This is a genomic window from Microbacterium sp. T32, assembly GCF_001619615.1.
GTDB lineage: Bacteria > Actinomycetota > Actinomycetes > Actinomycetales > Microbacteriaceae > Microbacterium.
Genome location: NZ_LQQP01000035.1, coordinates 1 through 2,871, shown reverse-complemented (window position 1 = coordinate 2,871; position 2,871 = coordinate 1). Strand labels below are relative to the sequence as shown.

The following is a 2,871-nucleotide window of genomic DNA, read 5'->3' as shown; positions in this document are numbered from 1 at the left end:
GCCGCGTGCGTCGGCGGCATCTTCATCTTCGTGACGATCGCGGCGTTCTTCGCGACCGAGCACGTCGTCACCTCACGCGAACTGCTGATCATCCTCGGCATCCTGGCCGTGGTCGTCGTCGTGTTCGGAGCGTTCTGGTTCCTCGTGCGGCGTCGCGCGCAGGCGCTCTTCTACATCATGGCCGCGGGTGTGATCTACGGTTTCGTCGCGACGCTCGCGAAGGTCATCATCAGCCGCATCCAGGCCGGCAACTTCGAGTGGCTGACGCTGCTGTGCGTCGTCGCGCTGCTCGCCGCGGTCGCGGTCGGCGCGTACTTCGTGCAGACGGCCTACTCGGTCGGCCCGCCCGACCTCGTGATCGCCGGTCTCACGGTGATCGACCCCATCGTCGCGGTGCTCATCGGCCTGTCGGTGCTCGGCGAGGCGTCGACGGCCCCCGCGTGGGCCCTGATCGGCTTCGTCATCGCCGGAGCGATCGCGACGTGGGGCGTCATCCAGCTCACCCGCCACCACCCCCAGGTCGCGGCCAACGGCAAGAAGCCGCGCGTCGCCTGACGCCCCGCACGCACGCTCCGCGCCGAGCGCTCACGATCCGGTCGAGCGCTCCCGTTCGGGTCGACCCGTTCGCGGGCGTTCGACCCGATCGTGGGCACTCCCCGGGTGTCCGGGGCGCCAGATCACGTGACGTGGCCGAGCGCACCCGTCGTGAAGCGCCACAGCCCCTGTGGTCGGCCGGATCACGTGATCTGGTGGCTTCGGCGCGGGGGATGGATGCCGGTAGGCTCGGAACCCACAGGGGGCGGTGGCCAAGCTGGTCAAGGCAGCGGGCTCATAACCCGACGATCGTGGGTTCAAGTCCCACCCGCCCTACTCACAGGTCTCCCCGGATCCGTCGGACCTGCGTGCGCAGGGCAGACGTGTACGCCCGCGGCTGGAAGGATCGTGGACATGACCCCACCCCGGACGCGACGCATCGCCCTGCCTGCCGTCGCCACGATGGCGGCGCTGGTGCTGGCCGGGTGCGCCGACGATCAGTTCGAGAGCACGCCGTCGGACACGGTGTACTGCGTCGACGAGCAGAACACGATCGTCGATGAGTCCCTCTGCGACGACACGAGCACGGGCCACAGCGGCGGGGGCTCGGCCCTGGCGTGGTTCCTGATCGGCCGGTACGCGGGCGGTCTTGCCGTGGGCTCGCGGCTGGACCCGGCGATGTCGACATCCCGCTTCGCCGCGAGCGACGCGGCAGCGCGCGCGGCCGCGGGGCTGTCGTCGAGCGGACGCGTGTCCAACGGCATCTCGGCATCCACCGGCAAACCGGCCGGATTCGGCAGCGGGTCCGGCGGGTCGGGGGGCAAGCCCGGCGGCTTCGGCGGCGGTGGCGACGGCGCCCACGGGACGGGCGGCTGACCATGCAGCGTCGCCTGATCCCGGCGCGGCCCGACTACCTCCGGAAGGTGCAGGAGGCGGGTCTCGTCTACACGCACGAAGACCCGCGGTCCGATCATCCGGAGCTGTACCGGTATTGGCGGGACGACGCCTACTACGAGATGACCGCCGACGACATCGTCGCCTTGGAAGAGGCATCCACGAGCATCTTCCGGATGCTTCAGGATGCCGGTGACTGGCTGTTGTCGCCGCAGGGGGCGTGGCATCTGCAGAAGTTCCAGATCCCGACGGTCGCGATGCGGGCCGTCGTCGACAGCTGGAACGAGGAGCCGGCGTGCGGGTCGATCCTCGGGCGGTACGACTTCCGCTTCGGCGGGGTCGCCCACCCCGACCCCGGACTGCGCACGCCGAAGCTGTACGAGTTCAACGCGGACACGCCCACCTCGCTCGTCGAGTCGCTCGTGCAGTGGGACTGGTTCGAGGACAATCGGCCGCGCTTCTCGCTCGAGCCGGGCGGGCAGACGGTCTCGCAGTGGACCAACATGTACGAAGATCTCGTCGCCGCGTGGAGGCGGAACCTGGCGCTCATCTCGACGAAGATCGGCCACGAGCCCGCGGTGTTCTTCGCGTGCAGCGAGGTCGATCCCTCGCACGAGGACGAGATGAACACGCTCGTCCTCCGCGACACGTGCCGGCTCGCCGGGTACCGCGTGGAGACGATCTACATCGAGAACATCTGGCTCGGCGACGACGGCCGCTTCTACGCCGGGCAGGGCGGCGAGCACATCGACGTGATCTTCAAGCTCTACCCGTGGGAGCACCTCGCGCGCGAGGACAACGCCGACGCGATCTTCGCCGACCTGCTCCACTCGGGGCTCGACCGGAATCCGTACGCCGGCGGGACGATCTGGATCGAACCGCCCTACAAGATGCTGTGGAGCAACAAGGCGATCCTTCCCGTCCTGTGGCACCTGTTCGGGAAGTCCGAGGAGGGTCGGAAGTACCTCCTCCCCGCCTGGTTCGACGGCGACGAGCCGTTCTCCGTGAACCGCACCGGTTACGCCCGGAAGCCGATCCTGGCGCGCGAGGGCGCCGACATCACCCTGAGCCACCCGAGCGGCGTGCGGATCCGCGGCGAGGAACAGGGATACGGCGCGGAGGGTTTCATCGTGCAGGAACTCGCGGAACCGCCGCGGTTCCGGCGACGAGAGGAGGGCGTCGACGTGAGCACCGTGGTCGGCGTGTGGATGATCGACGGCGAGCCGTCCGGCATGGCCGTGCGCGAGAGCCGGGGTCCGATCACCGACAACTTCGCCAACTTCCTCCCGCACACCGTCGTCGGCGGCCCGCGATGACGTTCCTCTTCCCGTACGACGACGACGATCGCCAGCCGATCTGCCCGTCGTGCGGCATCACGATGCACCCGCTCCTGGACGAGGGCGTGGATGCCGACGAGTGCCGGGAATGCGGCTTCCGGCTCGC

The 2,871-nt window shown here is 69.3% G+C and carries 2 protein-coding genes, 1 tRNA gene and 1 pseudogene; all 4 read left to right on the top strand.

Annotation, left to right across the window (positions count from 1 at the left end; genetic code table 11):
- A pseudogene (locus AVW09_RS18045) lies at positions 1–555 on the top strand (multidrug DMT transporter permease); the annotation flags it as partial.
- Between the two features lie 241 nt (positions 556–796).
- Positions 797–870, top strand: a tRNA-Ile gene (locus tag AVW09_RS14550).
- A 78-nt stretch (positions 871–948) separates the two neighbouring features.
- Positions 949–1,410: a hypothetical protein gene (locus AVW09_RS14545; RefSeq protein ID WP_063258746.1), complete on the top strand. Its 462-nt coding sequence runs from the start codon at positions 949–951 to the stop codon at positions 1,408–1,410.
- Between the two features lie 2 nt (positions 1,411–1,412).
- Positions 1,413–2,744: a glutathionylspermidine synthase family protein gene (locus tag AVW09_RS14540; protein ID WP_063258745.1), complete on the top strand. Its 1,332-nt coding sequence runs from the start codon at positions 1,413–1,415 to the stop codon at positions 2,742–2,744.
- Positions 2,745–2,871: the final 127 nt, after the last annotated feature.